Below are 25,960 nucleotides of genomic sequence, written 5' to 3'. Positions count from 1 at the left end.
GACGGGCGCCCGCACCACCAGAAACGAGCACCACCCGCATGTCCGCTCCCCGCATCAAGTCCCCGCAGCTGCTCGTCGCCGAATCCGGTGCCGACCGCGAGGGACACGGCCTCAAGCGCACGATGGGCCTCTTCCAGCTCATCTGCTTCGGCGTCGGCGCCGTCGTCGGCACCGGCATCTTCGTCGGCCTCTCCGACTCCGTCGCCCAGGCCGGCCCCGCCGTCGTCGTCTCCTTCGTGCTCGCCGCGCTCACCTGCGTCTTCACCGCGTTCTCCTTCGCGGAGCTGGGCGGCGCGATCCCGGTCTCCGGTTCCTCGTACTCCTTCGCCTACGCGGGCCTCGGCGAGTCCACCGCCTTCCTGGTCGGCTGGTGCCTGCTGCTGGAGTACGGCATCTCCATCTCGGCCGTCGCCGTCGGCTGGAGCCAGTACGTCAACGAGCTCCTGCACGGCCTCACCGGCTGCCGGCTGCCTGACGCCCTGTCCGCGGGGCCGGGCGACGGCGGGATCGTGAACCTCCCGGCCGTGATCGTCATCGCCATGGCCTCCGTGCTGCTGGTGCGCGGGGTGCGCGAGAGCGCCCGGGCGACCGCCGCCATGGCCGCCGTGAAGCTCGTCGTCCTGCTCGCCTTCTGCGCCATCGGCTACAGCGCCTTCAAGGACGGCAACCTCACCCCGTTCTCGCCGGCCGGCCTCGGCGGCATCGGCGCGGGCACCACCGCCGCGTTCTTCTCCTACATCGGCTTCGACGCGATCACCACCGCCGGCGAGGAGGCCAAGAACCCGCGCCGGGACATCCCCGTGGCGATCATGGCCTGCATGGGCCTGGTCACCCTGCTGTACTGCGCGGTCGCGGTCGCCGCGATCGGCGCCGTCGGCGGCGACCGGGTGGCCGGCCGCCCCGCCGCGCTGTCGTACGTGGTCGACGAGGTCACCGGCTCCGGCATCGGCGGCGGGATCATCGCCTTCGGAGCGGTCGTCGCCATCGCCTCCGTGGTCCTCGCCGTGATGTACGGCCAGACCCGCATCCTGATGTCGATGTCCCGGGACGGCCTGATCCCGCGCGTCTTCGAGAAGGTGTCCCCGAAGACCGCCACGCCGGTCGCCGGCACGCTGATCGTCGCCGTGGTCTTCGCGCTGCCGGCCGCCTTCGCGTCCCTCGACGCGGTGATGAACCTGTGCACCATCGGCACGCTCGCCATCATGGCCGTGGTCAACCTGACGGTCATGGTCCTGCGCCGCCGCGAGCCGGGCCTCACCCGCAGCTTCCGGGTGCCGTTCCACCCCGTGGCCCCGCTGCTCGGCATCGCCTTCTGCCTGTACCTGATGTACGAGACCGGCTGGCGGACCTGGCTGCAGTTCGCCGTGTTCCTCGGGGTGGGACTGCTCGTCTACGCCGCCTACGGCCGCCGGCACTCCACGCTGGCCCGCACGGCAGCCGAGGTCACGCCGGACGCCGCTGAGCGGGAACCACAGGCAGTCTGAACCACACCGCCTTGCCCGACGGGGTGGGGCGGTGGCCGCAGGACGAGCTGAGGGCGCGGATCAGCAGCAGCCCGCGCCCACCCTCCGACCAGGGATCGGGCTCCTCGATCACGGGCCGGGTCAGATGGCCGGGCGGCGCCGGATCGGGGTCGTGCACCTCCACCTGGCAGCCGGTCGGCAGCAGCTGCACCACCAGCTCGATCGGGCCGTGCCCGGCGGTGTGCTCCACCGCGTTGGCCACCAGCTCCGCCGTGAGCAGCTCCGCCGTGTCGCAGTCGGCCGGGTGCTCCACCTCGGTGAGGGCCGTGCGCACCAGGGCGCGCGCCACGGGCACCGCCGCCGTGGTGTGCGGCAGCGCGATGCGCCAGGAGGCCGGTTCGGTGGGGCGTTCGTGCAAGGCGAGTCCGTTCATGGAGCAGGCTGTCCTGCTTTCGACTGTAGGAGATGGTACGGGCCCGGCCGCGGGGACCGTCGACGGGCTTCGCCCGGGGCCCCCGGCCCCGGTACCGGGCGGCCTACCCAGCCGGCGGGCCCGGCTCGCCCGGCGGCGCCCACTGTTACGGGCCTGTCGACGATCGGTGACGCGGATGGCCGGACTCCGCCGATCGGCGCAGGCTTGTCGCGCAGTCGTGACGACAGTCACAAACAAGTGATAACTTCGTGGGACAGCACCGTGAGGAACCCGACCGACGCAACGTGACGCACCGCCGCCCCGGGAGGCCGCACGTCATGAGTCCCTTCACCGGCTCCGCCGCCCGCACCTCCGACTGGGAGCACCTGCGGGTCCACCTCGCCGACGGTGTCGCCACCGTCACCCTCGACCGCCCCGAGAAGCTCAACGCCCTCACCTTCGGCGCCTACGCCGACCTGCGCGACCTGCTCGCCGAGCTCTCCCGGGAGCGCTCGGTACGCGCCCTGGTGCTGACCGGCGAGGGGCGCGGATTCTGCTCCGGCGGCGACGTCGAGGAGATCATCGGCGCCACCCTGGCCATGGACACCGCCCTGCTGCTGGACTTCAACCGGATGACCGGCCAGGTGGTCCGGGCGATCCGCGAATGCCCGTTCCCGGTGATCGCCGCCGTGCACGGGGTCGCGGCGGGCGCCGGAGCCGTGCTCGCCCTCGCGGCGGACTTCCGGGTGGCCGACCCCTCCGCACGGTTCGCCTTCCTCTTCACCCGCGTCGGCCTCTCGGGCGGCGACATGGGCGCGGCCTACCTGCTGCCCCGGGTCGTCGGCCTGGGTCACGCCACCCGGCTGCTCATGCTCGGCGAGCCGGTCCGGGCACCCGAGGCCGAGCGCATCGGCCTGATCAGCGAGCTGACGGAGGAGGGCCGCGCGGACGAGGGGGCCCGTGCCCTGGCCCGCCGCCTGGCCGACGGCCCGGCGCTCGCGTACGCCCAGACCAAGGCCCTGCTCACGGCCGAGCTGGACATGCCGCTGGCGGCGGCCGTCGAGCTGGACGCCTCCACCCAGGCGCTGCTGATGCACGGCGAGGACTACGCGGAGTTCCACGCGGCGTTCACGGAGAAGCGGCCGCCGAAATGGCAAGGAAGGTGATCTTTCATGCCGACCGCAGGCACACCGGCCCCCGAGTCGCGGCAGACCGCGCGCGCGACCACGACCGACCCGCGGCCGGCGGCCGCGGGCAGCCCCCGGCGCATCGCGATCACCGGCGCGGGCCCCGGCGGCCTGTACGCGGCAGCGCTGCTCAAACGCCTCGACCCGGCCCGTGACATCACCGTCTGGGAGCGCAACGCCCCCGACGAGACCTTCGGCTTCGGAGTCGTCCTCTCCGACGAGACCCTCGGCGGCATCGAACACGCCGACCCGGTCGTCCACGAGGCACTGCAACGCGACTTCGTCCGCTGGGACGACATCGACATCGTCCACCGGGGCGGCCGGCACACCTCCGGAGGGCACGGATTCGCCGCCCTGGGCCGGCACCGCCTCCTGGAGATCCTGCACGACCGCTGCCACTCCCTCGGCGTGCGGATCCACTTCCGCACCGAGGCCCCGCCCCCGCACGTGCTCTCGGCGGACCACGACCTCGTCATCGCCGCCGACGGCATCAACAGCGCCACCCGCGCGGCCTACGCCCCGGTGTTCCGCCCCCAGGTGACCGAGCACCGCTGCCGCTACATCTGGCTCGCCGCCGACTTCGCCTTCGACGCCTTCCGCTTCGAGATCGCCGAGACCGAGCACGGTGTCATGCAACTGCACGGCTACCCGTACGCGGCCGACGCGTCCACCGTGATCATCGAGATGCGCGAGGAGGTCTGGCGGGCGGCCGGCTTCGACGAACTCGGTGCGCACGAGTCCGTCGAGCGCTGCGCCAAGATCTTCGCGGACGCGCTGAGCGGCCGGCCGCTGCGTTCCGGCAAGTCCGCCTGGACGACGTTCCGCACGGTCGTCAACGACCGCTGGTCGCACGGGAACGTCGTCCTCCTCGGCGACGCCGCCCACACCGCCCACTTCTCCATCGGCTCCGGAACCAAGCTCGCCGTGGAGGACGCGCTGGCCCTGGCCGCGTGCCTGGAGGAACAGCCCGGCCTCCCCTCCGCGCTGGCCGCCTACGAGGAGGAGCGCGGACCCGTGGTCGCCTCCACGCAACGGGCCGCGCGGGCCAGCCTGGAGTGGTTCGAGAACCTCGGCCTGTACCTGCGCCAGCCGCCCCGCCAGTTCGCCTTCAACCTGCTCACCCGCAGCCGCCGCGTCACCCACGACAACCTCCGCCTGCGCGACGCCCACTTCACCGGGGCCGTGGAGCGCGAGTTCGACTGCCCGCCGGGCACGCCCCCCATGTTCACACCGTTCCGGCTGCGCGGCCTGACCCTGCGCAACCGGGTGGTCGTCTCACCGATGGACATGTACTCCGCCGCCGACGGCGTCCCCGGCGACTTCCACCTCGTCCACCTGGGCGCCCGGGGCCTCGGCGGGGCCGGCCTGGTGATGACCGAGATGGTGTGCGTGAGCGCGGAGGGCCGGATCACCCCGGGCTGCACGGGCCTCTACACCGGCCGGCAGACCGAGGCGTGGCGGCGCATCACCGACTTCGTGCACACCCGCGCACCCGGCACCGCCATCGGCGTGCAGCTCGGGCACGCCGGCCGCAAGGGTTCCACGAAACTGATGTGGGAGGGCATGGACGAACCGCTGCCGCACGGCAACTGGCCCCTCGTCGCCGCCTCCCCGCTGCCCTACAGGCCGGGCAGCCAGATCCCGCGCCGGCTCTCCCGGGCCCAGCTCACCGACGTGCGCGAGCAGTTCGTGGCAGCCGCCTGGCGGGCCGCGCGAGCCGGGTTCGACCTGCTCGAACTGCACTGCGCGCACGGCTATCTGCTCTCGGGCTTCCTCTCGCCGCTCACCAACCACCGCACCGACGCCTACGGCGGCTCCCTGGAGAAGCGGCTGCGCTTCCCCCTGGAGGTCTTCGACGCCGTCCGCACGGTGTGGCCGGCGGAACGGCCGATGACCGTGCGCATCTCCGCCACCGACTGGGCCGAGGGGGGTACGACGGCCGACGACGCGGTCGAGATCGCCCGCGCCTTCGCCGCGCACGGCGCCGACGCCATCGACGTGTCCACCGGGCAGGTGGTGGCCGAGGAGCGGCCGGAGTTCGGGCGGTCGTACCAGGCGCCGTTCGCCGAGCGCATCCGCCACGAGGTGCGCGTACCGGTGGTCACGGTCGGCGCGATCTCCTCCTGGGACGACGTCAACTCGCTGATCCTGGCCGGTCGTACGGACCTGTGCGCGCTGGGCCGCCCGCACCTGTACGACCCGAACTGGACCCTGCACGCCGCGGCCGAGCAGGGCTACGAGGGCCCCGGCGCCGGCTGGCCGGACCCCTACCGCGCGGGCAGCCGGCGCCCGCGGACCGGACGCACCGACGCCCCCAAACCCCGGCTGTCACTCGGCGGTCGAGGCGGCTGAGGTGGCCGGGACGTGAAGGTGCGCGGTTGAGGTGGCCGGGGCGACGGAGGCGGCCGGGACGCGGAGGTGCGCGGTTGAGGTGGCCGGGGCGACGGAGGCGGCCGGGACGCGGGGGTGCACGACTGAGGCGGCCGGGACGTGAAGGTGCGCGGTTGAGGTGGCCGGGGCGGCTGAGGTGGCCGGGACGCGGGGGTGCACGACTGAGGTGGCCGGGGCGCGGAGGTGCGCGGTTGAGGTGGGCCGGGGGCGGCTGACCTGACCGGGGCCGGGGGTGGCGGAGCCTCGCCTCACACCCCCGCGAACTCCCCGCCCGTGTCCCGGAGCCGGTCGTGCAGGGCCCGGAAGACCGCCGCCGAGCGGACACCGGGCCAGTCGGCCGGCAGCAGGTGGGTGGGCAGGCCCGGGTCGGTGTAGGGGAGATGACGCCAGGAGTCGAGGGCGAGGAGGTAGTCGCGGTAGGCCTCCTCGGGCGGGGTGTCCGGCCGGTGTTCCCAGGCGTGCAGGACCGGCGCGTGCGCGTCCAGGAAGCGCTCGTGCTCCTTGGCGATCGCGGCCAGGTCCCACCAGCGGCCGACCACCCCCGCCGTCGCCGCGAACCCCAGGTGCTCGCCGCGGAAGAAGTCCACGTACGGATCCAGGTGCAGCCGGCGCAGCGTGTGCCGTGTCTCCTCGTACAGGCGGGCCGGCGCGATCCACACGCCGGGGGCCGCCGTGCCGAAGCCCAGGCCCGCCAGCCGGGAGCGCAGCACGTGCCGCTTCTGCCGCTCCGACTCCGGGACGGAGAACACCGCCAGCACCCAGCCCTCGTCCTCGGGGGGCGCCGTCGCGTAGATGCGGCGGTCGCCGTCGTCGAGCAACTGGCGTGCCTCGGGCGAGAGTTCGTACCCGGCCGCACCGGAACCGGTGCGGGCCGGCAGCAGCAGACCGCGCCGTTTGAGCCGGGACACCGAGGACCGCACGGACGGCGCGTCCACGCCGACCGCGGCCAGCAGCCGGATCAGCTCGGCCACGGGAACCGGCCCGGGCATGAAGCGGCCGTACGCGCCGTAGAGCGTGACGATGAGGGACCTGGGTGCGTGCTGCTCGGACACGTTGATCATTTTAGGTCGTCGGCATCACTGCCGGTCGCCCTCCGTGCGCAACCGGAACCGCTGCAGCTTGCCGGTGGCCGTACGGGGGAGTGCGTCGAGGAAGACGAACTCCCGCGGGCACTTGTAGGGCGCCAGTTCCAGGGTGAGGAACGCGCGGAGCGCCTCGGGGTCGCGCCGGACCCCGTCGCGCAGCACCGTGAACGCCACCGCCACCTGGCCGCGTGCCTCGTCGGGGCGCCCGACCACGGCCGTCTCCACCACGTCCGGGTGGCGCAGCAGCGCGTCCTCCACCTCCGGTCCGGCGATGTTGTACCCGGACGACACGATCATGTCGTCGGCGCGGGCCACATACCGGAAGTAGCCGTCGGGATCGCGGACGTAGGTGTCGCCGGTGACGTTCCAGCCGTCGCGCACGTACACGCGCTGGCGCGGGTCGGCGAGGTAGCGGCACCCGACCGGACCGCGCACGGCCAGCAGGCCCGGCTCGCCGTCGGCCAACGGCGTGCCGTCCGCGTCCTGCACCCGCGCCTGCCAGCCCGGCACCGGGACGCCGGTCGTGCCGGGCCTGATGTGCTCGTCGGCGGCGGAGATGAAGATGTGCAGCAGTTCGGTCGCGCCGATGCCGTTGATGATGCGCACGCCGGTGCGTTCGTGCCAGGCCCGCCAGGTGGCCGCGGACAGGTTCTCGCCGGCCGACACGCAGCGGCGCAGGGACGAGACGTCGTGGCCGTCCAGGACGTCGAGCATGGCGCGGTACGCGGTGGGGGCGGTGAACAGGACCGAGACGCGGTGCTCGGCGATCGCGGGCAGCAGCTGTCTGGGCCCGGCCTGTTCCATCAGCAGGGCGCTGGCACCGGCCCGCATCGGGAAGACCACCAGCCCGCCGAGGCCGAAGGTGAAGCCGAGCGGGGGACTGCCGGCGAAGACGTCGTCGGCGACGGGGCGCAGCACGTGCCGGGAGAAGGTGTCCGCCGTCGCGAGCACGTCCCGGTGGAAGTGCGTGCACCCCTTCGGGCGGCCCGTGGTGCCCGAGGTGAACGCGATCAGGGCGACGTCGTCGGCCGCGGTGTCGACGGCCGGGTAGGGGGCGGCGGACGCCGGGCGGTGGAGGAGGTCGTCGGGGGCGTCGCCGCCGTACGTCGTGATCCGCAGCCCGGGTATCCGGGCCTTCGCCAGGTCGGCCACCGCCCGGACGTCGCACAGCGCGTGCCGCACCCGGGCGATCTCGCACATCGTCGCCAGCTCGTGCGGGCGCTGCTGGGCCAGCACGGTCACGGCGATCGCGCCCGCCTTCAGCACGGCCAGCCAGCAGGCGGCGAGCCAGGGCGTGGTGGGGCCGCGCAGCAGGACCCGGTTGCCGGGCACCACGCCCAGGTCGCCGGTGAGGACGTGCGCGATCCGGTCGACGTGGCCGCGCAGCTCGCCGTAGCTCCAGCGGTGACCGGCGGGGGTGCGGAAGACCGGGCGGTCCGGGTCGGCGCCGGCCAGCAGTTCCGCGGCGCAGTTGAGCCGTTCGGGGTAACGCAGGCCGGGGAGGTCGAACCGCAGCTCGGGCCATTCGCCGGGCGGGGGCAGATGATCGCGCGCGAACGTGTCGACGTGGGCCGAGAGGTGCATGGCGGTTCGCCCCCTTGCCGTGACGAGCGTCGGGACGGGCGTCGTGGTGGGCACCGGCGTCCGGCGGTCGCAGGGGGCGGCTTCCGGCACACCGCTGCCACCCGGCCGGGCGCCGCACCTTCCGGCCGACTCGATCCGGACACCCCCTGCCGGTTCGAGCGTATCGTGTTGGTGACGGCAGTCAACTGTGCGCGATAACGTCGGTCGGGTGCGGGAGAGAAGCCGTGCGACCCGCCGGCGGTGGGCGCCGGGCAGGGCACGGTGGCCGACCCTCGGCAGGCGCCGGGACCGGCCCGGTGGACCGCCCCCGCGTGGTGGGGCGGAGCCGCGGTGGCCTGGTCCCCGCAAGGTGCCGGGCAGGACCGGGGCTCGCCCCGGACGGTGACGGGTAAGGCTCTGGAGGCCGCCCCGGACGGTGACGGGTAAGGCTCTGGAGGCCGCCCCGGGCGGTGAGCGGGCAAGGCCCCGGGGGCCCGGCCCGGATGGTGACGGGCAGGGCCCCTGCGGTCCGGCCCTGATGGTGACGGGCAGGGCCGCCGTGGTCCGGCCCGGAGGGAGGAGCGCCGGTGACCGCATTCTCGCTCGGACCGGAGCGGACCGCATGGTGTGCCGAGCTGCGCACCCTGGCCGCCGAACGGCTGCGCCCGATCGCCGACAAGAGCGAACCGGGCCGCGTCAACCGCCCGCTGCTCGCCGAACTCGGCCGGCTGGGGCTGACGGCACGGCTGTTCACCTCCGGCGCGCTCGACCTGTGCCTGATGCGTGAGTCCCTCGCCCAGTCCTGCACCGAGGCCGAGACTGCACTCGCCCTGCAGGGCCTGGGCGCCCACCCGGTGCACGCCCACGGCACCCCCGCGCAGCGCGAGCACTGGCTGCCGCGCGTCACCGACGGCAGCGCGGTCGCCGCCTTCGCGCTGAGCGAGCCCGGGGCCGGGTCGGACGCGGCGGCGCTGACCCTCGCCGCCGAGCCGCACCGCGACGGCTGGCGGCTCACCGGCGCCAAGTGCTGGATCTCCAACGCCCCCGAGGCCGACTTCTACACCGTCTTCGCCCGCACCTCACCCGGCGCCGGAGCGCGCGGCGTGACCGCCTTCCTCGTCCCCGCCGACCGGCCCGGCCTCACCGGCACCGCACTCGAGATGATCTCCCCGCACCCCATCGGCGCCCTCGACTTCGACGCCGTGCCCGTCACGGCCGACGACGTGCTCGGCGAGCCCGACCGCGGTTTCGCCGTCGCCATGGGCACCCTCAACCTCTTCCGGCCCAGCGTCGGCGCCTTCGCGGTGGGCATGGCCCAGGCCGCGCTCGACGCCACGCTCGGCCACACCCGCGAGCGCGAGGCGTTCGGCGGCCGGCTGATGGACCTTCAGTCGGTGTCCCACCAGGTCGCCGAGATGGCGCTGCGCACGGAGGCCGCCCGGCTGATGGTGTACGCGGCTGCGGCCGCCCACGACGAGGGCGCCCCCGGCGTGCCGGGACGCGCCGCGATGGCCAAGCTGCTCGCCACCGAGACCGCGCAGTACGTCGTCGACACCGCCGTCCAGCTGCACGGTGCCCGCGCGCTGCGCCGCGGTCACCTCCTGGAACACCTCTACCGCGAGGTGCGCGCCCCCCGCATCTACGAGGGCGCCAGCGAGGTGCAGCGGGGCATCATCGCCAAGGAGCTGTACGCCACGCCCCAGGACCGGGAGGCCCGGTGACCACCGAGCGCGTCAACCCGCCCGAGCTGTCCCCGCCCACCGGTTTCTCCCACGCCGTCGTCGCGGCGGGCTCCCGCGTGGTGTTCCTCGCCGGCCAGACCGCCCTGGACGGTACGGGCAGGGTCACCGGCGCCACGCTCCCCGAGCAGTTCGAGAAGGCGCTGGGCAACCTCCTCGCCGCGCTGCGCGCGGCCGGCGGCACCCCCGCGGACCTCGCCCGGGTCACCGTCTACGCCACGGACGTCGCCGCGTACCGGGCACAGGCCGGCCGGCTCGGGCGCATCTGGCGGGAACTGGCGGGCCGGGACTACCCCGCCATGGCGGTCGTGCAGGTCGTACGGCTGTGGGACGAGCAGGCGCAGGTGGAGCTGGACGGGTTCGCCGTACTGCCGTAGGGCGCCCGGGCCCGGTCGTTCAGGCCGCCTCCGCGAGCCGGTCCGCCGGCACCCGGCAGGGCGGCACCACCCTGCCGTCCGGGTGCAGCTCCCCGCTGTCGTCGAAGACGATCGAGCCGTCGCACAGGAGGGTCCAGCCCTGTTCGGGGTGGGCGGCCACGGGGTGCCGGGACGCGGGTCCGGACGTGGCACGGGAAGTAGGTTCGGAGCACATGGCGCACCTCCACATCGGATGTGAGGGGCCGGCGGGTTCGGACGCCGCCCGTCATGCTCAGACCATGCTCCTGCCGTGAACGCGCCGGAACCGGTCGCCGGGAAGCGTGACAACACCCGGACAACTCCCGAACGGTTCCATGACGCGCCACCGAGCGGGTGACGGTCACGGCCGGCGGTACGACCGCCCGGTACCAGTGGAAGCCTGCGACCCCTCACGACCGGGAGGCAACTCCATGCCCGTACCCCCCGCCCTCGCCGCGACCGCCGCCGTCGCCTGCGCCCTGCTCTGCGCCGCCGCCCCGGCCGCGACCGCCGCCGCGCTCCCCGCTGCCGCGGCGACCACGGCCACCGCCGCTCCGAGCGCCCCCGCTCCGGCTTTCGCGGTTCCGGCCGCCCCGGCCGCGAACCCCACTGCTGCGGGCGCCCCGACCGCGAACCCCGCCGCTGCTGGCGCCCCGACCGCGAACCCCGCCGCTGCGGGCGTCACGACCGCGGCCGCCGAGCCCTCCGAGGCCGTCACCGTCGACCCCACCGGCCGGATCGCGCCCGACGGCACGGTCACCCTCTCGGGCAGCTACCGCTGCACCCCGGGCACCGGCCCGGTGTTCGTCAGCTCCTCGCTCAGCCAGAGCGATCCCCGCGTCAGACACGGCATCGGCGGCAGCGGCGCCCGGTGCGACGGCGCCGAACACCGCTGGCAGAACTCCGGGACGGTCTCCGCCGAGGCGCTCGCGGCGGGTACGGCGCACGTGTGGGCCACGGTCATGGAGCTGCGCCCCTCGGGCATGCTGCCGCTGCCGGCCTTCCACGCCCTCACCGACAGGGACGTCATGCTCACCCAGCAGTGAGCGGGAGCACGCGGCCGGCGTGCCCACCGCCCCGCCTCCGCCCGGTTCAGCCGAGGCCGAGGCCGTCCCGGTCCGGCCCAGCACCCCTGTGCCGGACCGCGGCGGGGGTCAGGCGCGGGTCCGGCCGGTGCAGCGCCGCCACGAACTTGTAGCGGGAGCCGCGGTACACCGAGCGCACCCACTCCACCGGGGCCCCCTCCGCGTCCCGCGAGTGCCGGGACAGCAGCAGCATCGGCAGGCCCACGTCGGTGCCGAGCAGCTGTGCCTCGCGCGGAGTCGACAGCGAGGTCTCGATCGTCTCGTCGGCCTCCGCGAGATGGACGCCGTACACCTCGGCGAGCGTGGTGTAGAGCGACGCGCGGCCGGCCAGGGACTGGCGCAGGCCGGGGAAGCGCCGCACGGACAGGTGGGTCGTCTCGATCGCCATCGGGTCGCCGCTGGCGAGCCGCAGCCGCTCGATGCGCAGCACCCGTTCGCCGATGCCGACGCCCAGCAGCCCCGACAGCTTCTCGTCCGCCGGGATCTCGCCGATGTCCAGCGTCTGCGAGGCGGGCGCGAGCCCCTGCGCGCGCATGTCCTCGGTGTGCGAGGTGAGCTGGAGCGTGCGGTACAGCTTGGGCTGGGCGACGAAGGTGCCCTTGCCCTGGATCCGGTCCAGGCGGCCCTCGCCCACGAGTTCCTGCAGCGCCTGCCGGACGGTGGTCCGGGAGGTGTCGAACCGGACGGCGAGCAGACGCTCCGCGGGCATGGCCGAACCCGGCTCGAGCGCCTGGGCCATGGCGAGGAGCTGTTGCTTGATCCGGTAGTACTTCGGCACGCGCGCGGTGCGGCCGGGTGCCCCCCTGTATGGCTGGGCGCTGCTGACGTCGGTGGTCATGCCTGCCTTCCCGGCTGTGTCGATGGGCTCCCGTTATAGCGATCAACTGCCTTATGGTCTAGTCCAACTGAACGCTCCGGGTGAAGCCGGGCGAAGAGGGCGGCCAAAGGGACGAACGCACTCCGATGACGTTCTCGTAACGGCCGTAACCGGCTTCCCGAACCACCCTTGACACCCCGAAAGGTCTAGGCCAAGCTCCACGGTACTGGTCTACACCATTAGTGACCAGGCCCGAGCCCTACGTGCAACAGCGTCGTACGCAGGTCACCGCCGAGGGCGTGGGGGGTTAGTGGCATCCCTGAGGAGGGTGGCGTGAAGCGCAAGCTTGCTGCCGCGATCGTGATCGCGGGCATGATGGTCTCCGTCTCGGCGTGTGGCGGCGACGACGGCAAGGACAGCGGCAAGGACGCGGGTCCGGAGAGCTGGAAGGGCCAGACGCTGACGGTCTGGACGATGGACGGTTCCGCGCCACCGCAGTGGAGCAAGGACGTCCAGGCGGCCTTCGAGAAGAAGACCGGCGCGAAGGTCAAGTTCGAGATCCAGAAGTGGGACGGGATCCAGCAGAAGATCACCACCGCCCTCTCCGAGTCCAACCCGCCGGACGTCCTCGAGGTCGGCAACACCCAGACGCCGGCCTACGCGGCCACCGGCGGCCTGGCCGAACTGGGCGACCTCAAGCAGCAGATCGGCGCCGACTGGACGCCGTCGGTCTCGCAGTCCTCCGTCTACGACGGCAAGCAGTACGCCGCCCCGTGGTACTTCGCCAACCGTGTCGTCGTCTACAACAAGGCGATCTGGGCGAAGGCCGGCATCAAGGACACCCCCAAGACCCGGGACGAGTTCTTCAAGGACCTCCAGGCCATCGGCAAGAAGACCGACGCCGAGCCGCTCTACCTGCCCGGCCAGAACTGGTACTTCTTCGACGGCCTGACCATCGGCCAGGGTGCCGACCTGGTGAAGAAGGACGGCGACAAGTACGTCTCCAACCTCGCCGACCCCAAGGTCTCCAAGGCCATGGAGATCTACAAGAAGTACGCCTCCTACTCCAAGGCCCCCAAGGACAAGGACGAGGCCACCCCGCAGCAGGCGACCGTCTTCGCCAAGGGCAAGACCGGTGCCTTCATCGGCATGGGCTGGGAGGCCGGCACCGCGGTCCAGGCCAACAAGGCCATCGAGAAGGACCTCGGCTACTTCACCATCCCGGGCGAGACGGCCGGCAAGCCCGAGGGCGTCTTCCTCGGCGGCTCCAACCTCGCCGTGGCCCAGAACAGCAAGAAGCAGTCCCTGGCGAAGGAGTTCCTGAAGGTCGCCCTGTCCGACGAGTTCGAGGGCCAGCTGGCCAAGACCAACGGCGTCATCCCGAACAAGACGTCCCTGGAGACCAACCTCAAGGGCAACGGCGCCGCCGAGGCCGCCGCTCCGGGTGCCGCGGTCGGTGGCACCACCCCGCTGATCCCCGAGTGGGCCGCGGTGGAGAACACCCCGAACCCGATCAAGTCCTACATGACCGCGGTGCTGAACGGTAAGTCCCCCGCGGACGCCGCCAAGCAGGTCGAGGGCGAGATCAACAAGCGCCTGGCCCAGCAGAACTGATGACCGCGCCGGGGGTGCCGCACGGGCACCCCCGGCAGTCATGTGCCGTGCGTACGGCCACGGATGCCGCAGGCACGGCCGAGGAAGTCGTGCGTACGGCCACGGATGCCGCAGGCACGGCCGAGGAAGTCGTTCGTACGGCCACGGAAGAGATGGCAACTCATGTCAGTGCAGACCGAAGGCACGGACACGGCCGGGGAGCCCGCTGTCCACAAGGCCCGGGTGCCGGCGCCGCCGCGAGGTGAGGACCGCACCTCCCGGGGCCCGTCCCGCCGGGGCGCCGCCGCCCCCTACCTGCTCCTGCTGCCCGCTCTGCTGGCCACACTGGTCCTGCTCGGCTGGCCCCTGGTCAAGAACGGCATGCTGTCGTTCCAGAACCTCAACCCGCGGCAGCTCATCCAGCACCTCACCGAGTGGAACGGCGTAGACAACTACCGGGACGTCCTGGGGGAGTCGGAGTTCTGGCACGTCGTCGAGCGCTCCGTCTTCTTCACCGCCGCCAACGTCGTCCTGATCATGCTCATCGGCACCCTGGTCGGACTGCTGCTGGCCCGTCTCGGCAAGAGGATGCGGCTGCTGCTCATGATGGGCCTGGTCCTCGCCTGGGCGATGCCCATCGTCGCGGCCACCACCGTCTACCAGTGGCTGTTCGCCCAGCGCTTCGGCGTCGTCAACTGGGTCCTGGACAAGCTCGGCTGGCACTCCATGGCCGACCACAACTGGCTGGAGACCCAGTTCTCCACCTTCGCCGTGGTCACCCTGCTGATCGTCTGGCAGTCGATCCCCTTCGTGGCGATCAACCTCTACGCGGCCACCACCACCATCCCCAGGGAGCTGTACGAGGCCGCCTCCCTGGACGGCGCCGACGCGTGGAAGAGCTTCACCTCCGTGACCCTGCCCTTCCTGCGGCCGTTCCTGTACGCGACGACCTTCCTCGAGGTCATCTGGGTCTTCAAGTCGTTCACGCAGATCTTCGCGCTCAACGAGGGCGGACCCGACCACCTCACCGAGACCCTGCCGATCTACGCCTACGTCGAGGGCGTCGGCAACCAGCACTTCGGGGTCGGCGCGGCGATCTCCTTCCTGACCATCGCGGTCCTGCTCGTCATCACCTCGTACTACCTGCGCATGGTGCTCAAGCAAGAGGAGGACGAGCTGTGAAGCGCTCGGTTCTCGGCCGTATCTGGCCCAACGCGACCGCCGTCGTCCTCTTCGTCGGCTTCGTGTTCCCCGTCTACTGGATGTTCGCCACGGCCTTCAAGCCGGCCGGCGACATCATCTCCGACGACCCGGTGTGGTTCCCGACCGACGTCACCCTGGGGCACTTCAAGAAGGCGGTCGACGCCGACCACTTCTGGACGCTGGTCCTCAACTCGGTCACCGTCACGGTCCTGTCGGTGGTGTTCTCCCTCGTCATCGCCCTGTTCGCGGCCTTCGCCCTCACGCGGATGCGCTTCCGGGGCCGGCGCGGGCTCATCGTGACCTTCATGCTGGCGCAGATGGCCCCCTGGGAGGTCATGATCATCGCCATTTACATGATCGTCCGCGACAACGACATGCTCGACAGCCTCGTCCCGCTCACCGTCTTCTACACGATGATGGTGCTCCCGCTGACCATCCTGACGCTGCGCGGCTACGTCGCCGCCGTGCCCAAGGAGCTGGAGGAGTCGGCCATGGTCGACGGCTGCAACCGCCTCCAGGCCTTCACCAAGGTGATCTTCCCGCTGCTCGCGCCGGGACTGATGGCGACGTCGCTGTTCGGGTTCATCACCGCCTGGAACGAGTTCCCGCTGGTCCTGATCCTCAACAAGTCCAACGAGAAGCAGACCCTGCCGCTGTGGCTGTCGCAGTTCCGCACCGCCTTCGGTGACGACTGGGGCGCCACGATGGCCGCCTCGTCCCTGTTCGCGCTGCCCATCCTGATCCTCTTCATCTTCCTGCAACGCAAGGCTGTCAGCGGTCTGACCGACGGCGCCGTGAAGGGATGACGCCCCCGATGACCACACTCGCCACCGGTTCGGACACCCTCACCCGGGACGCCCTCGCGGTGCTGCAGCCGGGATTCGACGGCACCACCGCGCCCGACTGGGTGCGCCGCCGCCTCGGTGAAGGCCTCGCCTCCGTCGCCCTGTTCGGCCGCAACGTCGTCAGCGAGGAGCAAGTCACCGCCCTCACCGCCCAGTTGCGCGCCGAACGCGACGACCTGCTGGTCGCCATCGACGAGGAGAGCGGCGACGTCACCCGCCTCGACGTGCGCACCGGCTCCTCGTTCCCCGGCAACCACGCCCTCGGCGCCGTCGACGACCCCGGCCTCACCCGGGCCGTCTCCCGCGAGCTGGGCCGCCGCCTGGCCGCCTGCGGCGTCAACTTCGACTGGGCACCCTCCGCCGACGTCAACGCCAACCCCGACAACCCCGTCATCGGCGTCCGCTCCTTCGGCGCCGGCACCGACCTGGTGGCCCGGCACACCGCCGCCTGGGTGGAGGGCCTGCAGTCCACCGGCGTCGCCGCCTGCACCAAGCACTTCCCCGGCCACGGCGACACCAACGTCGACTCCCACCACGCCGTACCCCGCATCGACGTCGACGCCGACACCCTCTACGAGCGGGAACTGCCGCCCTTCCGCGCGGCCATCGCCGCCGGCACCCGGGCCGTCATGAGCGCACACATCCTGGTGCCCGCGCTCGACCCGGACCGCCCCGGCACCCTCTCCCGGCGCATCCTCACCGACCTGCTGCGCGACGAACTCGGCTACCAGGGCCTGATCGTCACCGACGGCATGGAGATGCGCGCGATATCGGGCACCTACGGCCTGGAGCACGGCGTGGTCCTCGCCATCGCGGCCGGCGCCGACGCCATCTGCGTGGGCGGCGGACTGTGCGACGAGGGCACCGTACTGGGGCTGCGCGACGCGCTGGTGGCCGCCGTACGCTCCGGCGAACTGCCCGAGGAACGGCTGGCCGACGCCGCCGCCCGGGTGCGCCGGCTGGCCCGCTGGACGGCCGGGGCCCGCGGCGCCGCCGCGGAGACCGAACCCGACCCCGGCATCGGCCTGGTCGCGGCCCGCCGCGCCCTGACCGTGACCCGCACGGGCGCCGCCGCACCGCTCACCGATGCCGTGTACGCCGCCCAGTTCAACCCGGCCCCCAACATCGCCGTCGGCGACCAGACCCCCTGGGGCGTGGCCGCCGAGCTGGAGCGACTGCTGCCCGGCAGCACGTCCGGCTCCTTCACCGGCGCCGACGCGGGCACCGCCGCGCTCGCGGCGGCCGCCGGACGCCGGATCGTCGCCGTGGTCCGCGACGAACACCGGCACCCCTGGATGGGCACCGCCCTCGACACCCTGCTCGCCGCCCGGCCCGACACCGTCGTGGTCGAGATGGGCCTGCCCCAGGCACCGCCGCGCGGCGCCCTGCACATCGCCACCTACGGCGCCGCGCGCGTCTGTGGCGTGGCGGCGGCCGAGGCCGTCGTCGCCGGCTGACCCGCCGGCCCACCGGCCGCCCGCGCCTCCCCGCGGGCGGCCCACCTCTTCCTTCCACCCAGCGAACCCGGTGGCTCTGCGCGCCCTGGCTCTTGCCACCGGCACATGTCTCACGTCCTAACCGCTGGTGCCTGCCACCGGCACATGTCTACGTCCGAACCGTTGGTGCTTGCCCTCCCGTCACCCCGGAGTGATCGCATGCAGACGTCCGCCCCCTACCTCCACCGAGCGGCGACCGGCCGCCCCTACTTCAGCGCGGACGGCGAGACCTACCTCGCCCCCACGCCGCTGCGCGACCTCGAGAAGACCCAGCCCCTCAGGGTGCTGTCCGAGCAGGACTACGCCTTCTGGCAGACCTACGGCTATGTCGTCGTACGGGAGGCCATCACCCCCGGCGAGGCCAAGGGCCTGCTCGACTTCGCCTGGCAGTTCCAGGGCCTCGACCCCGACCGCCCCGAAACCTGGTACGCGGAGCCGGAGTTCCGTTCCGAACTCGACCGGCACCTCTTCATCTACGGCTTCGTCGAGGCCTACCACCACCAGCTCCTGTGGGACAGCCGGCAGAACCAGCGGGTCCACGACGCCTTCGCCGACGTATGGGACTGCCCGGAACTGTGGGTCACCCTGGACCGGCTCAACCTCAACCCGCCGAACGTGCGCACCCGTTCGCGCTCCCTGATCGAGCCCACCGACGAGGGCTTCGACATCGAGCTGCACTGGGACGTCGACACCACCCTCGCCGTGCTCCCGCAGCGGGTCCAGGGCATCATCGCCCTCAACGACACCCGGCCCGAACTCGGCGGCTTCCAGTGCGCCCCGGAACTCTTCCGCCGCTTCGAGGAATGGCGCCTCGCTCAGCCACCCGGCCGCGACCCGATCCGCCCCCACCTCGACCGCACCGAGTTCCCCGTCGTCCGTCCCGACCTCCAGGCCGGCGACCTGCTGATCTTCAACGGCCTGCTGGCGCACGGAGTGGCCCCGAACCTCTCTGACAACGCTGTCCGAGCCGTCCAGTACCTGTCGATGATGCCCGCGCTGGAGGAGCACACGGCCCTGCGCGACTCCCGCGTGCACTCCTGGCGCACCCTCGCCACCCCCGACTGGAACGGCACCCTGCTCGGCGACGCCCGCGAGCCGGAGGCCCTGCGCTACGGCCCCGCCACGCTCAACCCCCTCGGCCGCAAGCTGCTCGGCCTGGACTCCTGGACCACGGACGGGACGGCACGGTGAACCAGTCCGCCGCCGCACCCCGCATCTGCCTCACCCTGCCCACCAACCGGGCCTGCTCCGCGACCCTTCCCGCGATCCACGAAGAGGCCGCCTACGCCGCCCACCGCTTCGGCGCCGACGTCCGGCTGCTCATCCTCGACTCCTCCGACGACCTCACCCGCACCGAGCACGCGGCCGTCGTCGCCGGCCTGCCGCCCGTGCCCGGGGTGAGCGTCCACCACCTCGGCGAGGAACCCCAGCGGGACTTCCTGCGCCGGGTCGTCCGGTCGGCCGGCCTGCCCGACCCCGACCGGCTGCTGCGCCTGATGCTGCCGCCCACCGTCTCCTACGGCGCCTGCACCAACCGCGCCTTCCTGCTGGCCGCCGCCCTCGGCTGCCGTTCCGTGCACCGCAGGGACTCCGACAGCACCTACCAACTCCACGCCGGACAACGGGTGTTCCCCGTGCACCACGAACTGCCCTGGCTGGGCCGGCCCGCCACCGAGGCGGCGGCCGGCGTCACCCGCACCGACCTCGACGCCACCCGCGCCGACCGGCCGGTGTCGCTCGCCGGCGCCTCCTTCATCGGTGAACTCTCCGTCGACATCGGCGAGATACGCAGCCTGGACGAGGGCGTCCACCACGACGTGGTCAGCCTCTGGGCGCCGCCCGGCTGGCCGGAGGAGCGCAAACGGGAACTGGTCGAGGAGTCCTTCACGGGCGCCGGCACCACCCCCTTCACCGGCGACCACACGACCCTCACCCTCGTCGACCCGATGCGCGTCGACATGTGCAACGTCGCCTTCGACCACGCGGTGTACGAGCGGATCCCGCTGCCGCCCGCCACCGACACCATCGGCAGCGACTACTTCCTCCTGCACCTCGTCCACGACGCGGGGCTGCCCGGCATCCTGCACAACCGGCACATCGAGAACTTCCACACCCCCGAACGCCGCTCCGACACCGGCTTCCCCGCCTACCAGCGGCGCTTCGTGAAGTTCCTGTTGTCGATGCTCTACTTCCACCACGTCTACGACCGGATGGCGGCCGAGGGCGACCGGCTGCTGGACGAGACACTGCGCGTCCGCCCCGACGCGATCACCGCCCTGCTGCGCGAGAGCACCGGCCTGGACCGCGCCGAGAACGTATGGCGGCTGGACCGCGTCGACACCGCCTACCGCAAACTGGGCGGCCGCTACGCCGCCTTCGCCGACCTGCTGGCCGCCGAACGCGACCGGCTGCTGGACGAGGCCGAGTCGGACATCGCGGACTTCGCCCACCTCGTCGAGGCCTGGCCCGCGCTCGTGCGCGCCGCCCGCACCACCGCCCTGAGCCCCGGGGGCGGACGGGCGTGAGGAACGGCACACCCCCCGGCGCGGGACTCAGCGCACCCCTCGCCGCCGCACTGGACGCCGCGACGGACGACCGTGTCGTCTACGACCTCACCGGCATCGAGACCCAGTACGACACCCTGCTGAGCGAACTGCCGGGCCTGCGGGTCCGCTTCGCCCTGAAGGCCTGCCCCGTCGACGAGGTCCTGCGCTGCCTCGCGGACCGGGGCGCCGGCTTCGACGCGGCCAGCCCCGCCGAACTGGCCCAGGCCCTGCGCGCGGGCGCCCCGGCGGACCGCGTCCACTACGGCAACACCGTGAAGTCCGACCGGGACATCGCCGAGGCCCACCGGCTCGGCATCCGCACCTTCGCCACCGACAGCGTCGAGGACGTCACAGCGATCGCCGCACACGCCCCCGGCGCCCGGGTGTTCTGCCGCCTCGCCACCAGCGGGGAGGGCGCCCTGTGGGGCCTGAACCGCAAGTTCGGCTGCACCCCCGACGACGCCGTGCGCGTACTGACCACTGCGCGCGCGGCCGGTCTGACCCCGGCCGGCCTGTCCGTCCACGTCGGCTCCCAGCAGATGACCGGCGAGGCCTGGCAGCAGGCCCTGGACACCCTCGCCGGGACCCTGACCGCACTGGCCGGGCGGGGGATCGTACCGGACCACGTGAACCTGGGCGGCGGCCTGCCCGCGCTCGGCTACCGGGACCGCCACGGCAACCTCCTCGAACCGCCCCTGGACAAGATCTTCACCCTGCTCCGCGAAGGCATGGAGCACCTGCGCGCCATCACCCCCGCACCGCTCGACCTCGTCATGGAACCGGGCCGCCACCTGGTCGCCGACCACGGCGCCGTCCGCGCCCACGTCTCCCGGCTCACCCGGCGCCGGCGGCCGGACGGCACGGACGACCACTGGCTCTACCTGAGCTGCGGAAAGTACAACGGCCTGTTCGAGATGGACCAGGTGACGCACCGGCTGGTCTTCCCCACCCGGCCCGCGGCGGGCGAACACGTCGGTGCCGTCGTCGCCGGCCCCACCTGCGACAGCGACGACGCCTACGGCGGCGGCCGGCACCCGGTGCCCGTGCCCAGGTCCGCCACCTCCGGCGACCCGGTCTGGATCCTGTCCGCCGGCGCCTACGCCACCAGCTACATGACCCGGGGCTTCAACGGCATCCACCCGCTGCCCTGCGTCTGCGTACGCGGCACCGGCGAGCCCGCGACCCCCCGAGAACGGCACTGAAATGGGACACGTCATGCGCGTACGGGGTATCGCCGAGGCCGACTGGCCGGGGCTGGCCGCTCTGGAGGCCGAGGCGTACACGGACCTCGCCCTCGCCGAGGGGGAGGAACTGCTGCGCTCACGGGCCCGGGCCTCGGCGGGCACCTGCTTCGTCCTCGACCTCGACGGCCGGCTCGCGGGCTACGTCCTCGCCCTGCCCTACCCGAGGCTGAGCTGTCCCGACCTCGCCCGCCCGGAACAGGTCGTCCACCACTCGGCCAACCTCCACCTGCACGACCTCGTCATCAGCGCGCCCCTGCGGCGCCGGGGCCTGGGCACCCGGCTGGTGCGCCATCTGACCGACACCGCCCGCGCCCGCGGCTTCGAGACCATGTCGCTGATCGCGGTCACCGGCAAGGAACCGTTCTGGCGGGCCAACGGCTACCGCGCGCACCGCGAGACCGCCCTGCCGCCGGAGTACGGCGCCGACGCCGTCTACATGTCGACCGAGCTGGCCGCCACCGTCCGCCCCCACGCGCGCGGTTCCGCGTCCACGCCGTGGCGCACCACGGACACGACCGCCCCGGAACGGAGAGCGCTCTGATGCCCGCCCCCACCCCCCTCTCCTTCCAGCGCGCCAAGTGGTCGATCGCGGCCCTGTTCTGCTTCCTCGGCTTCCAGTACGGCACCTGGGTCTCCCGCATCCCCGCGCTCAAGTCCCGTCTGGACCTGGGCGCCGGGGAGGTGGGCCTGCTGCTGATGGCCTGCGGGGCCGGCGCGGCGGCATCGTTCCCGCTGGTCGCCGCCCTGACGCGGCGCATCGGCTCGCGCCGCCTGTCCCTGCTGTCCGCCCTCGCGCTGGTCGCCGTCCTGGCCGCCCTCTCCGCCGCACCGAACTACCCGCTCGCCCTGATCACCGTCTGCGCCGACGGGGTCGCCGTCGGCTGCCTCAACGTCGCGATGAACGCGCAGGGCGCCGCACTCGAGAAGGCGTACGACCGCACCGCCATGTCCCAGCTGCACGCCACCTTCAGCGCCGGCCTGCTCGCCGCGGCCCTGCTGACCTCCGGCGTGACCACCGCGACCGCCTCCGTCCCGGCCCACTTCACGGTGGCCGGCGCCCTGCTCCTGCTCCTCCTGCTCGGCTCCCGCACGGGCCTGCTCCCCGGCGGGGCGACACCACCAGCGACCCGGGACACGCCGGACACGGCACCGGCCCGGAGCGGTTCGGACGTGACGTCGATCCCGAGCACGCCGGACGCGACACCGGCCCGGAGCACGCCGGACACAACGCCGGCCGGGAGCACTCCGGATGCAACGCCCGTCGGGAGCACTCCGGATGCGACACCGGCCGGGAGCACTCCGGACGCAACGCCCGCCACCGCCCGGGGCACCTTGGACGCGCAGCCCGCCGCCGCCCTGGATACCTTGGGCGCGCAGCCCGCCGCCGCCCTGGACACCTTGGACGCGCAGCCCGCCGCCCTGGACACCGCGGACGCGCCACCCGCCGCCCCCGGCACCCCCAGGCGCGGACGCCTGGCCCTGCCCTCCGGTGCCACCCTGCTGATGGGCTGCGCCATGGCGTTCGGCACGATCACCGAGGGCGCCATGAACGACTGGTCCACGCTCTACATGAAGGACGTCGTCAAGGCGTCCGCCGCGGTGGCCCCGCTGGGCATCGCGGTCGTCTCCGTGATGATGCTGCTGGCCCGGGTGTTCGCGGACCGCTGGCGCACCCGCTGGGGCGACGGGCGCGTGGTCCGCACGGGCAGTGCCGTGGCCGCCGTCGGCCTGGCCCTCGCACTGCTCGCCGGCGGGATCGTCCCCACGCTCCTCGGCTTCGCCTGCGTAGGCCTCGGCGCGGCCGCCGTCACGCCGTGCGTGTACGTCGCGGCGGCCGGACAGGGCTCGGACGCGCTGGCCCTGGTCGCCGCCATGGGCACCACGGGCCTCCTGGGCGGCCCCGCCCTGATCGGCTTCGTGGCGGGCGCGGCGAACCTGACGGTGGGCATGGCCACGGTGGCGGCCGCGGCCCTGGTCGTCACCCTGACCGCACTCCGTATCCCCTGGCCCACCCGATCCCCGTCACCGGTGAACGGAGTCCCGGTAGCGGCGGGCGAGGGGGCGTAGGGGCCGGGCGGGCGGAGGCCGAATTTAGGCTCTTCGTCCACTTGCTCATGCACCGCTCCTGAGGACGACGGCGAGACGGGAGACGGGCCAGAGCCGCCGCCTGGGAGAGTGGCTTCAGCTGAAGCGTGTCTTCCACCACGAGGCCGCGGCGACGACTTCGGCCCCCATGGCGGACAGGCGGGCGCGGTCGTCCGCGCAGAGGCGCACCGAGCCGTACCGAGACCCCTCCCGCCGAAAGGTCCCGCGAAGTGAACATCTCCCTCCTCCCTCTCCCGGAGAGGGATCTCGCCGCCGGCTGCGGCGCCGTCGTCTCGGCCTGCGGGATCGTCTGGAGGAGTTGCGCGGCGTCTACCGGCTCGCTGCCGGACAAGGGCTGGCCATGGAGCAGGTGTTCCAGGCCTGAGCGCCGACGCGGCCACGAGTGCGGGGCCAGGTACTCCGGTCCCGGTGCATGAGCCCGTCGTAACCGAGCGACTCGGCGTGCTCGGCGATCACGGACAGCCCGGCGTCCAGCGAGATGAACGATCGCTCTCCGACGGGCGGCTGTGCCGGCGCATCCGATCGTATGGCGCACCACTGACGGCGGATGACCACTTCTCGCACATGCCCGACTACACGAGCGCGGGCGTCTCTACCCTGGACGCGGGGTGGACGAGCGACCGCAGTTTCTCCCGCGTCTCCGGGTCGGTCGAGTAGATGATCGTCCCGACCATGCCCCGCGTCAGCAGGACCTTGTAGGTGTTGCGGATGAGCCGGTCGATCTCGCTGTCCGGCGTCGCCTTCGTGAAGATCGGATCCTTCGACGCCGACCGGTCGACGACCCACCGGTCCGTACGCCACACCAGGTCGGGCCCGATGATCACGCCGGACCAGTCGTACTCGAAGCCCTGTGCGGTGTAGACGCAGCCGATTTGGCCGAATCCTTCCGGTTCCGTGGCCCACAGGGATGCCGGTGGGGCCCCGAACACGGACCGGTCGCCGAACACGTTCCACGGCCGTGCCCAGTCGCCGATGACGACGTCGGTGGGAAGCGCTGTCATCTCCGGAGTGACCTTGCGCGTCCACGTCCAGCAATAACCGGCCGACATCCGCGCGCTGTAGCGCTCGGCGCGCTTCGCGACGAGGAAGTCCTCGAGCTCCTGCGGGCTCTCGGCGGTCCGCAGCTCCAGCTTGCCGTCGGGCTCCCACGGACCGGGCGTGCCGCCCTCCAGACCGAGCAGGTCGACGACCCACTTCTCGTACGCGTCGCTGCCGCCGCACCGGAACTGACCGTCCAGCTCGATCACCGTGCAGTCGAGCCCCTCCGCGGCGGCGGCCCGCTGGATCTCCTCCTTGGTCCCCATCTCGCCGGGCCGCACCACCTGGTGCTGGTCCAGCAGGAACACCGGCACCCGGGCCGCGTCGATGAGTTCGGAGACCTGCGGTCGGCCGGTGCGCAGCTCCGCCTTGGTGTAGCGGTTGGCGGAGGTCTTCCGCAGCCGGTGCGCCTCGTCGCAGATCAACACGTCGAGGTCGTTCGGCTCCGCGTCCATGAAGCTGTTGAAGTACTTGAACAGCTCCTGCACTTCGCGCTTTTTGTGCCCCGCGACCTTGCGCATCGTCTTGGTGAACGACGCCGACCCGGTGGCGTGCAGAGCGGTCTGCCCACGTCGGTACAACTCGCCCAGCAGCGACATGGCGATGACGCTCTTGCCGGAGCCAGGGCCGCCGGTCACCACGATGACCTTCTTCTGGTTGCCGCGCTTGGCCTTGCGCACGGCGGACATCACCATCTCGTACGCGACCTTCTGCTCGGCGAGGAGGATGAACTGCTCGCGATCGCGGATCTCGGCCGCCGCGACGGCCATCAGTTGCCTGGACGGCCGGATCTTGGCGTCCCTCAGGACGTCGGCGGCCTCGGCGCCGGGCTTGGCGGCGAGCCGCGACCGCAGGAAGTCCAGGAAGGCGCCGCGTTGGTCGCTGGTGTACATCCGGCCGTACTGATCTTCCTTGACGCTCCGGAGCCCGGCGATCCGGGACTCGGTCGCGTTGTGCAGGAAGGCCACACCGGCCAGCGACCCGGGCATCCGCTCCAGGGCCGCGTTGAAGGCCAGCAGGTACTCGCAGTAGCCGCGAACCTGTTCGATCGGATTGAGGACTGGCTGCGGGTAGGCGTCGAGCCTGCAGAGGAGAGTGTCTTCCTCGTCCGGGTAGGCCGCGCTCCACTGCTTCAGCTCCACGACGACGTACGACGGCTGCCCCGTCGTCGGGTGCACGCCGGCCAGGACGGCGTCGGCGCGCTTGCTGGTGAGGGGCAGGCTGTACTCGATGACGACCTCGATGTCGTCGAGCCCGGCCTCCATGAGGGCGTTGACGAGAGCGGGGAGGCTGCGTTCCCAGGACCGTATCTCCGCGTGCGCCGCGTTTCGGCCGTGCAGGTGACGGAAGTTCTCGGTCAGGTGCAGCGCCAGCGACCCTTCGAGAATGCGGGCGGCCACGGACGCCGCGGACTCACGGAACAGCAAGGAAATGCCCCCAGGCAGCACGAAGAAGACTCGTGCGGGTGGGGGCATGTCCTCCGGTGTCCGCCGCGCGCCGCCTCGGGAGCGGGTGCGTGATGGATCAGGAAGCCCGTCGGGCCGCTGAGATGTTCGGTCGCCATCCTAGGTGAGCGCGGCGATCAACAGGAGAGGTTCGGTGCGGGCTTGGCCACGACTGGTGATGGGTGGTCCGGTCACTTGGTGCTGTGGCCCTGCCGACAGCTGGATGCCGGCCGCGCTGAGCGCCAAGGCGAGGACGTCGCGGGAGTCAAGGGCCTCCCGGATCTTCGCGGCAATGGGTGGCGTGCTG

At 72.5% G+C, this 25,960-nt stretch carries 20 protein-coding genes and 1 pseudogene; 15 read left to right on the top strand and 6 right to left on the bottom strand.

What is annotated here, in order from left to right; translation table 11 throughout:
* The first annotated feature begins 38 nt into the window (after positions 1-38).
* A complete protein-coding gene (locus ABVB68_RS04980; RefSeq protein ID WP_353599619.1) occupies positions 39-1,484 on the top strand; it encodes an amino acid permease in 1,446 nt (481 codons plus the stop codon).
* On the opposite strand, the gene ABVB68_RS04975 is transcribed toward ABVB68_RS04980, so the two are convergent.
* A complete protein-coding gene (locus ABVB68_RS04975; RefSeq protein WP_353599618.1) occupies positions 1,444-1,896 on the bottom strand; it encodes an ATP-binding protein in 453 nt (150 codons plus the stop codon). The two genes, ABVB68_RS04980 and ABVB68_RS04975, sit on opposite strands and share 41 nt — an antisense overlap.
* Positions 1,897-2,213: 317 nt before the next feature.
* On the opposite strand from ABVB68_RS04975, the gene ABVB68_RS04970 reads away from it, so the two are divergent.
* Both ABVB68_RS04970 and ABVB68_RS04965 read left to right on the top strand, forming a co-directional pair.
* Entirely contained in the window at positions 2,214-3,041 is an 828-nt protein-coding gene (locus ABVB68_RS04970; protein ID WP_353599617.1) for an enoyl-CoA hydratase family protein, read from the top strand.
* A 6-nt stretch (positions 3,042-3,047) separates the two neighbouring features.
* Positions 3,048-5,414: a bifunctional salicylyl-CoA 5-hydroxylase/oxidoreductase gene (locus tag ABVB68_RS04965; RefSeq protein WP_353599616.1), complete on the top strand. Its 2,367-nt coding sequence runs from the start codon at positions 3,048-3,050 to the stop codon at positions 5,412-5,414.
* A gap of 287 nt (positions 5,415-5,701) precedes the next feature.
* On the opposite strand, the gene ABVB68_RS04960 is transcribed toward ABVB68_RS04965, so the two are convergent.
* Both ABVB68_RS04960 and ABVB68_RS04955 read right to left on the bottom strand, forming a co-directional pair.
* Positions 5,702-6,514, bottom strand: coding sequence for a PaaX family transcriptional regulator (locus tag ABVB68_RS04960; RefSeq protein WP_353599615.1), 813 nt, complete (start codon positions 6,512-6,514; stop codon positions 5,702-5,704).
* Between the two features lie 15 nt (positions 6,515-6,529).
* Positions 6,530-8,122, bottom strand: coding sequence for an AMP-binding protein (locus ABVB68_RS04955; protein ID WP_353599614.1), 1,593 nt, complete (start codon positions 8,120-8,122; stop codon positions 6,530-6,532).
* Between the two features lie 566 nt (positions 8,123-8,688).
* Here ABVB68_RS04955 and ABVB68_RS04950 point away from each other — a divergent pair.
* Both ABVB68_RS04950 and ABVB68_RS04945 read left to right on the top strand, forming a co-directional pair.
* Positions 8,689-9,822, top strand: coding sequence for an acyl-CoA dehydrogenase family protein (locus ABVB68_RS04950; protein ID WP_353599613.1), 1,134 nt, complete (start codon positions 8,689-8,691; stop codon positions 9,820-9,822).
* Complete coding sequence (locus tag ABVB68_RS04945; RefSeq protein WP_353599612.1) at positions 9,819-10,217, top strand: RidA family protein; 399 nt, start codon at positions 9,819-9,821, stop codon at positions 10,215-10,217. Before ABVB68_RS04950 ends, ABVB68_RS04945 begins: the two co-directional genes overlap by 4 nt.
* A gap of 19 nt (positions 10,218-10,236) precedes the next feature.
* Here ABVB68_RS04945 and ABVB68_RS04940 read toward each other — a convergent pair whose 3' ends face one another.
* On the bottom strand, positions 10,237-10,431 hold the full coding sequence (locus ABVB68_RS04940) for a DUF5999 family protein (RefSeq protein ID WP_353599611.1): 195 nt from the start codon (positions 10,429-10,431) through the stop codon (positions 10,237-10,239).
* A 442-nt stretch (positions 10,432-10,873) separates the two neighbouring features.
* Here ABVB68_RS04940 and ABVB68_RS04935 point away from each other — a divergent pair.
* Positions 10,874-11,281: pseudogene (locus ABVB68_RS04935) on the top strand (DUF6299 family protein); the annotation flags it as partial.
* A 46-nt stretch (positions 11,282-11,327) separates the two neighbouring features.
* Here ABVB68_RS04935 and ABVB68_RS04930 read toward each other — a convergent pair.
* Positions 11,328-12,158 carry a GntR family transcriptional regulator gene (locus ABVB68_RS04930; protein ID WP_353599610.1) on the bottom strand — a complete coding sequence of 277 codons (831 nt, stop codon included), beginning with the start codon at positions 12,156-12,158 and terminating at the stop codon, positions 11,328-11,330.
* A 312-nt stretch (positions 12,159-12,470) separates the two neighbouring features.
* Between ABVB68_RS04930 and ABVB68_RS04925 the strand changes: the two genes are divergently transcribed.
* The 9 genes from ABVB68_RS04925 to ABVB68_RS04885 all read left to right on the top strand — a co-directional run bounded on the left by ABVB68_RS04925 (position 12,471) and on the right by ABVB68_RS04885 (position 23,131).
* Positions 12,471-13,751: an extracellular solute-binding protein gene (locus ABVB68_RS04925; RefSeq protein ID WP_353599609.1), complete on the top strand. Its 1,281-nt coding sequence runs from the start codon at positions 12,471-12,473 to the stop codon at positions 13,749-13,751.
* A gap of 162 nt (positions 13,752-13,913) precedes the next feature.
* Complete coding sequence (locus tag ABVB68_RS04920) at positions 13,914-14,912, top strand: carbohydrate ABC transporter permease (RefSeq protein ID WP_353599608.1); 999 nt, start codon at positions 13,914-13,916, stop codon at positions 14,910-14,912.
* Positions 14,909-15,739 carry a carbohydrate ABC transporter permease gene (locus ABVB68_RS04915; protein WP_353599607.1) on the top strand — a complete coding sequence of 277 codons (831 nt, stop codon included), beginning with the start codon at positions 14,909-14,911 and terminating at the stop codon, positions 15,737-15,739. Before ABVB68_RS04920 ends, ABVB68_RS04915 begins: the two co-directional genes overlap by 4 nt.
* A gap of 8 nt (positions 15,740-15,747) precedes the next feature.
* A complete protein-coding gene (locus ABVB68_RS04910) occupies positions 15,748-17,235 on the top strand; it encodes a glycoside hydrolase family 3 protein (protein ID WP_353599606.1) in 1,488 nt (495 codons plus the stop codon).
* Positions 17,236-17,433: 198 nt separating this feature from the next.
* Positions 17,434-18,465 (top strand): phytanoyl-CoA dioxygenase family protein, encoded by a 1,032-nt coding sequence (locus ABVB68_RS04905; protein ID WP_353599605.1) that lies wholly within the window; start codon positions 17,434-17,436, stop codon positions 18,463-18,465.
* Entirely contained in the window at positions 18,462-19,799 is a 1,338-nt protein-coding gene (locus tag ABVB68_RS04900; protein WP_353599604.1) for a DUF6271 family protein, read from the top strand. Before ABVB68_RS04905 ends, ABVB68_RS04900 begins: the two co-directional genes overlap by 4 nt.
* Entirely contained in the window at positions 19,796-21,022 is a 1,227-nt protein-coding gene (locus ABVB68_RS04895) for a type III PLP-dependent enzyme (protein WP_353599603.1), read from the top strand. The genes ABVB68_RS04900 and ABVB68_RS04895 overlap by 4 nt, the downstream gene beginning before the upstream one ends.
* A gap of 13 nt (positions 21,023-21,035) precedes the next feature.
* Complete coding sequence (locus ABVB68_RS04890) at positions 21,036-21,605, top strand: GNAT family N-acetyltransferase (protein WP_353599602.1); 570 nt, start codon at positions 21,036-21,038, stop codon at positions 21,603-21,605.
* The gene (locus ABVB68_RS04885; RefSeq protein ID WP_353599601.1) at positions 21,605-23,131 is read left to right on the top strand and encodes an MFS transporter; all 1,527 of its coding nucleotides are present in this window, start codon (positions 21,605-21,607) and stop codon (positions 23,129-23,131) included. The genes ABVB68_RS04890 and ABVB68_RS04885 overlap by 1 nt, the downstream gene beginning before the upstream one ends.
* Before the next feature lie 611 nt (positions 23,132-23,742).
* On the opposite strand, the gene ABVB68_RS04880 is transcribed toward ABVB68_RS04885, so the two are convergent.
* Entirely contained in the window at positions 23,743-25,683 is a 1,941-nt protein-coding gene (locus tag ABVB68_RS04880) for a DNA/RNA helicase domain-containing protein (protein ID WP_353599600.1), read from the bottom strand.
* Between the last annotated feature and the right edge of the window lie 277 nt (positions 25,684-25,960).

The sequence above is a fragment of the Streptomyces sp. NPDC096012 genome (assembly GCF_040426375.1).
Lineage (GTDB): Bacteria > Actinomycetota > Actinomycetes > Streptomycetales > Streptomycetaceae > Streptomyces.
Note: the sequence above shows the minus strand (reverse complement) of the source record. Positions and strands in the feature narration are given on the sequence as shown.